The organism is Rhodopirellula sp. JB055 (assembly GCF_043100905.1).
Lineage (GTDB): Bacteria > Planctomycetota > Planctomycetia > Pirellulales > Pirellulaceae > Rhodopirellula.
The window spans coordinates 1-5,847 of sequence record NZ_JBICHO010000058.1; the positions used below are offsets into that span (position 1 = coordinate 1).

Genomic DNA, 5,847 nt, shown 5'->3' on the forward strand with positions numbered 1-5,847 from the left:
CATTCCCTCGAGTAAATGCTCCCCCACGAGCAACGCCCTGCGTCTCTGCGCCCTGGCGTCTCTGCGTCAAAAACAATTTCCGCGATCCGCATTGCCCGGCTCGTTTGCAACCAAGCCCCCGCAAACCCGAATTCTTGGCGAATCCGGCTACGAGGCTGCAAACTGAATTCTTGGCGAATCCGGCGACGAAGCTGTTGCTGGCCAAACCCTCTCGGAATTTTTCTTTCAAGAAATCGCTTGACCCCACCACCCAACCGCTGTACCGTTTAACCAGTACACCAGTTAACCAGCTTTGGGCATCGGTGCGAACATGTTCTTTACAGTCGACCCTTCCAACGGCGTTCCGATCTATTCTCAGATCGTTCGCCAAGTGAAATTCGCCGTCGCGGAGCAAACCTTGCGTCCGGGACAACTTCTTCCCAGCGTTCGGCAACTCAGCCAGCAATTGGCGGTCAACCCGAACACGGTGGCTCGGGCGTTCCAGGACCTGCAATCCGAGGGCGTGATCGAAACGCTCCGCGGTCGCGGCGTCGTGGTATGCAAGGGCGCCGTCGAGCGTTGCCGAAAACAACGACAATCCATCCTGGCCGATCGATTGTCGGCGGTGCTGACCGAGGCCTTGCAGGCAGGGCTGTCAGCCAAGGAGGTTCGCAAACTCGTCGACGAGCAACTGCGGACCCTCGACGGAACCATCGAAGCGATTGCCGAGTTGCAATGAGCTTGCCACGCGGACGAGCAAGAATGCTCGAACGCGATTGATTCGACGCACACTGACCAACATCTCATCGAAGCAGGATCGTCATCATGAACCCCGTCATCTCGACCGATCAACTGACCATGCGTTTCCGAGGCTGTGACGCGTTGCTGGGCGTGGACCTCAAGATCCAACCCGGGACCGTGTTTGCGTTGCTCGGCGAAAACGGAGCTGGCAAAACCACGTTGATTCGAATCCTCACCGGGTTCCAAAAACCAACCTCTGGTTCGGCCTCCGTTTGCGACTTCAATCCGCTGAAACAACCGTTGGAAGTCCGTCGCCGGGTCGGCTACGTCTCTGACAACCCCCCCCTGTACGACTGGATGACGGTCGGGCAAATCGGTTGGTTCACGGCCTCGTTCTACCCGGATGGCTTCTACGAAAACTACCGCGAGTCGGTTGCGAAGTACGAGATCCCCGAGGACCGAAAAATTCGCGTGCTGAGCAAAGGCCAACGTGCCAAGGTCGCTTTGTCATTGGCTCTCGCGCACGACCCAGAACTGTTGATCCTGGACGAACCGACATCCGGTTTGGATCCGATGGTTCGTCGCGAGTTTTTGGAAAGCATGATTGGTCGGGCCGCATCGGGCCGAACCGTGTTCCTGTCCAGTCATCAAATCAACGAAGTCGAACGGGTCGCTGACACGATTGGAATCCTCCACAACGGCAAACTTCAAACCTGCGAACCTCTCAACGATCTGAAAGGATCGATGACGGAACTGACGGTCTCGCTAGACGATCCGTTGGTGGAACTCCCGACGCTTCCCGAGCCAGCCCAAACGCTACTCGAAGAAAACCAAGGCCGCCAACGTCGGGTGCTGGTTCGCCACTTCGACTCATCCATGATCCCGCATATCGAATCAGCCGAAGGAGTCACCGGGGTCCGCGAGCGAGCGATGACACTGGAGGAAATCTTCATCGCACACACGCGAAAAGGTTTCTTCCGGCCGGCGGATCCGCCGGAGGGATCCCGTGCGTCGTCTCCCCAGTCGGATGATCCCGAGGACGGAGGCCCACATTCCGATTCGGAAGTCGTCTCGACGGGAGAACGATCATGAACCGAGCACGAATTTGGCAAGGACTGTTTTGGAAGGAGGCGAAGCAGATCCTCCCGCTGGTCGGGATGCTATTCGCGGTTTCAGCCTTTCTCATTGTGGTTTGGGCGTCTACCTCCCGGCAACTGAACATCACGCTGCGGGCCGCTGGCGACATTGTTCCGTTGATCATGCCTGCCCTGTTTGCAGCGGGAGCTGGTGCGATCCTGATCAGCCACGAAAAGGAAACCCGTTCACTGCGTTGGCTGGCGTCGCTTCCGATTCCGGCGCAGCCAATTGTCATGACGAAATTGGCGGTCGCTTTCGCGGGATTGATTGCGATGTGGCTTGGCTGCGGCCTCCTGAGCTTAGTCGCCGGGCTGGACAGCGGTGGTGTGGGCGAACTGTCAGAGTGGCGGCAAATCCACCCTGCCTTTTGGGTCCTGCATTCGGTCTATGTGCTGCTTTGCGGTTTTTACACGGCGTGGCGAAACAAGAACGCGTTTCCAGCATTGGTGTGGATCATTCCGTTGGCTCTGCTGCCGTTTCTATTCGCCGAGATCTGGTTCGCGCTACCGCACTCTTCGGCCATTCAGTACACCAACCTGACACAGAAAACCTGGGTGATGAGCCTGGTGACCTTGGCAGCGATTCCGATCATGGGTTGGTTCGCCTATCGAGCAGGCCTCAAGGATTTGCAAGCGGATGAACCGGAGTTCCTGCCCGATCGAAACACGTTGTCCTCAGCAGACGCTTGGCGACCACCGGATGCCCCGGTACCAACAGCGATGCCTTTTCGCGATTCGCTTGCTTCGCTGGTTTGGCAAAACGTTCACGGTTCGCCCTGGATGTCGATTGGGTTGAGCGTCCCATTGCTGGCTGGTGCGATAGCCTGGTTGGTTCTGACGAATCACATCGGCACGCCATCCGATTGGATCATGGTATTGATTCAGGTCTCGATTGGGTTGGCGTTGCTGGCGGTGTCTTGGTTGGGTGTCGCGGTCTTTTCCGGCGACGGCTCGGCGACACGACTGAAGTTTTTGGCGGACCGGGGTGTCGCCCCCTGGCGGGCCTGGGTGGGCAGGCATTGGTTTGCGGTCAGCTTGATTTCGGCAATCACGCTGTTGATTGTGGGTGCCCAGTCCATTTTGGGGACACCACAAAGCTACGATGCAAACGAACAGCCTTTCATGTTTGAGGTGTCTTTGTTCACGCTTTTGGCAGTGTTTGCCATCGTATACGGCGTGTCACAGTGGACCAGCCAAGTCGTGCCGATGCTGGCGGCGTCTGCGTTCCTGGCTCCGGTGCTATCACTGCTCGCGCTTGTCATGCTATCCATCGCGGGAGCGGGCAACGGCGTTCGACTGGGGTGGTTGCTCCTGATCGCAACGCTTCCATTTGTGGCCACCTGGTGGACGATGCGAGACTTCATGGATGGAAGGCGTGGCTGGAAGTACTGGTCGACGATGGTGGTCGCCGCCTTGCTGTTCTCAATCTTGCCAAGCGTCCCCGTCTGGATTGCGAAATCACAATTCCCGGGCATGCCCGAAGAACGCGTCGCGGAACTGTTGCCTGAAGCAAGAAGGCTTAGCAAAGGGAACACCATGAACTTTGCCTCGATGCGGATGGGCGATCTCGATCTTCGCGACGACTTCTCAAGTGTGCTGGGAGATATGGATGGCGAAACTGCCGTGCAACGGTTCCATCAGCGAGACTACACGTCGCCGGACACCTGGATGGTGATCGGAAATCAAAACGACATCCCGCTGAGGGCCGACACCTGGATCATTCAAATCAGCCTGGAGATGGCTTCTCTCACCAAACTGCGGTGGAAGCAGAACCCAAGCGAGACATCAAAAGAGGAGCTGGCCGCTTTCATTGATCGATTGACCACGGCCGCCCAACGGTTGCGACTGAGCGGCCGCTGGTTCGACCAAGAGATGGCCGACTATGTGGAAGAGTGGCTGGTCACGAATCTATCTGACGAAGCCATGCAACCGCTTCAGCCCGAACCGTTCTTCCAGCGGGCGGCGGAACAAGTCGCGGCGTTTGACGACCGACAATCGGCTCGCCGGCGGGCGTTGCTAGTGAGTTGGCAAATGGATCTCAATCTGCCAGATCACAGCCAGTGGTATGGCGTGAGTGCGAACGACGACTGGTTCGATCGTGTTCCACTGAACTGGCGAGCGAGCATCGTGCAAAAAGGTTTCGGCGCAGTGGTGGATCGGTGTCTGCAAATTTTGGAAAAGCAGACAACAGGCGGCGATCTGGAACCTGAGTTCCGAGCACTGCACGAGCTGCTAGGACGACCTGGGGGCGACTTTGAAACCGGGCCCTACGGCGACAATGTGATCTCCGCGAAAAACACGCCGCATCCTCGTCGGTTCTACGGGTATCCCGCAGTCAGTTGGTTTGAACCCTGGGAAACCCAAGGGCAAGAAATTTGGCAGCGTTCGCAAGCTGAAACACAGGTCGAGCCCGAGACAGAGTCCGAATCGAATGTCCCCACTGAGGAGGAAGTCCAATGAGCCATCGAACAACTGATTTTCGATATCGCCTCTGGATGTGGTGCCCACCGATGCTAGCTGTCCTGGCGATCGCCTGGGGCGTGGGGCGAGAGTACTGGGCCAAGGGCGAATACCGTTCCGTGGTCAACGAAATGGCCGATAGCGGTGTCCCCATCACCACCACCCAAATTTACGATCGGTACACCGCCGCAGGAACGAACGAAGGTTCAGTGGAATGGACCGAGCTATTTGACGCCGTGACTGCATTGCGAGAAATGTCGCGAGACTCGGTGGAAGGACTGGATGACCTCGTACCGCCAGATGAACCCTGGCCAGCCGAACCGTTCGCTGCACTGATGAGCGAAGAAGCTCAACCACTCACTGCAAAGCTCGAAGACCTGTTGAAAAGCGACGCCCCAATCCCGGTTGAAGTAACGTTTTCTTCGCGTCGCCTGTGGATGTCAGGCAGCAACTACGGCTCTGTCCCGGAACTTTTAGAGGACGAGTTTCGATTGGCGTATCATTCCGGTCACACGGAACGGGCCATTTCGCTGCTGCGACAATGGAGACAGTTCATAAAGCTGCTCGGGCAATCGAATGGTCACCAGGCCTGGTCGCAATGGAATTTGTCGACGCATTGGCTTCGCCAGGTTCGCCAATCGGTCACCCATGCATTTTGGAATGAGGAACAACTCACTGAACTCGTTGCTTTGACGAACGGAATCAATGGGCCTGATCTCAAGGATTGGAACGAATCTCGTTTGTCGAATTTTGTGGCTTGGGATCCACTGCAGGATGAGGGATCCTGGGTTCGACTCACTGATCCTGACCTGCGATCCGCACAACCTTTCGGAGCCTCGGCGATTCATGCGATGGCAGCTTTGGAATGGATGCAACTACATGATGCCGCTGAATCCGATCGTGGCGGGCGACGCGATCGCAAGGGTGCGCGACGGAAACGAGCGACAGAACGAGCAATGATCGATGAGTCACGCAGCATCGTATCCGTGCCATTCGCAACGCTGAATCGCTGGATGCGACAGGACTGGGGCATCTCGAGTGCATACGGAAACCAGCAGAATGACAATTTTCGCGATTCCAACAAATGGACGCTGACGGCTGTCTATGTGCGGAAATACCAAGTTGAGAATGGGCATTTCCCGCGGTCGCTGGACTCGTTGCGATCGGTGGGAGCAGACGATCGGGATTGGACACTCAGCACCGGAGAACGCCTAGGATACCGAGCGGATGATGGGCCTCAGCAAGGGGACCAAGCCATCGCAGTCCTCTGGACAGACGACAAAATGAACCAAGGCGAAGAGGATGAACCTGGGGTTGGCCGCATCCCCTATAGCGAGCGGAACTGGGGAGCCGGTCGTGCAGAAAGTTTCGAGATCTGGTTCGATCGAAGCCAAGCAACCGACACCCAAAGCGATTGACCGGAAAAAGAGGGGGAATCCGAATGATTGGGGAATCCGGCTACCGAAAGCTATGACGCCCCCGTTTCTCGAAACGGTTCGTAGCCCAAGCCGGCAGTAGGCCAGGTTCCACC

4 protein-coding genes are annotated in these 5,847 nt (G+C 57.1%); all 4 read left to right on the forward strand.

Annotated elements, in window-relative coordinates; all coding sequences use genetic code 11:
- Positions 1-310: 310 nt before the first annotated feature.
- The 4 genes from ACF8AM_RS02315 (at position 311) to ACF8AM_RS02330 (ending at position 5,734) form a co-directional block, all read left to right on the forward strand.
- A complete protein-coding gene (locus tag ACF8AM_RS02315; RefSeq protein ID WP_392554088.1) occupies positions 311-718 on the forward strand; it encodes a GntR family transcriptional regulator in 408 nt (135 codons plus the stop codon).
- 86 nt (positions 719-804) lie between these two features.
- Positions 805-1,812: an ABC transporter ATP-binding protein gene (locus ACF8AM_RS02320; RefSeq protein ID WP_392554089.1), complete on the forward strand. Its 1,008-nt coding sequence runs from the start codon at positions 805-807 to the stop codon at positions 1,810-1,812.
- Positions 1,809-4,316 (forward strand): ABC-2 transporter permease, encoded by a 2,508-nt coding sequence (locus tag ACF8AM_RS02325; protein WP_392554090.1) that lies wholly within the window; start codon positions 1,809-1,811, stop codon positions 4,314-4,316. Before ACF8AM_RS02320 ends, ACF8AM_RS02325 begins: the two co-directional genes overlap by 4 nt.
- Positions 4,313-5,734: a hypothetical protein gene (locus ACF8AM_RS02330; protein WP_392554091.1), complete on the forward strand. Its 1,422-nt coding sequence runs from the start codon at positions 4,313-4,315 to the stop codon at positions 5,732-5,734. The genes ACF8AM_RS02325 and ACF8AM_RS02330 overlap by 4 nt, the downstream gene beginning before the upstream one ends.
- The last annotated feature ends 113 nt before the right edge of the window (positions 5,735-5,847 follow it).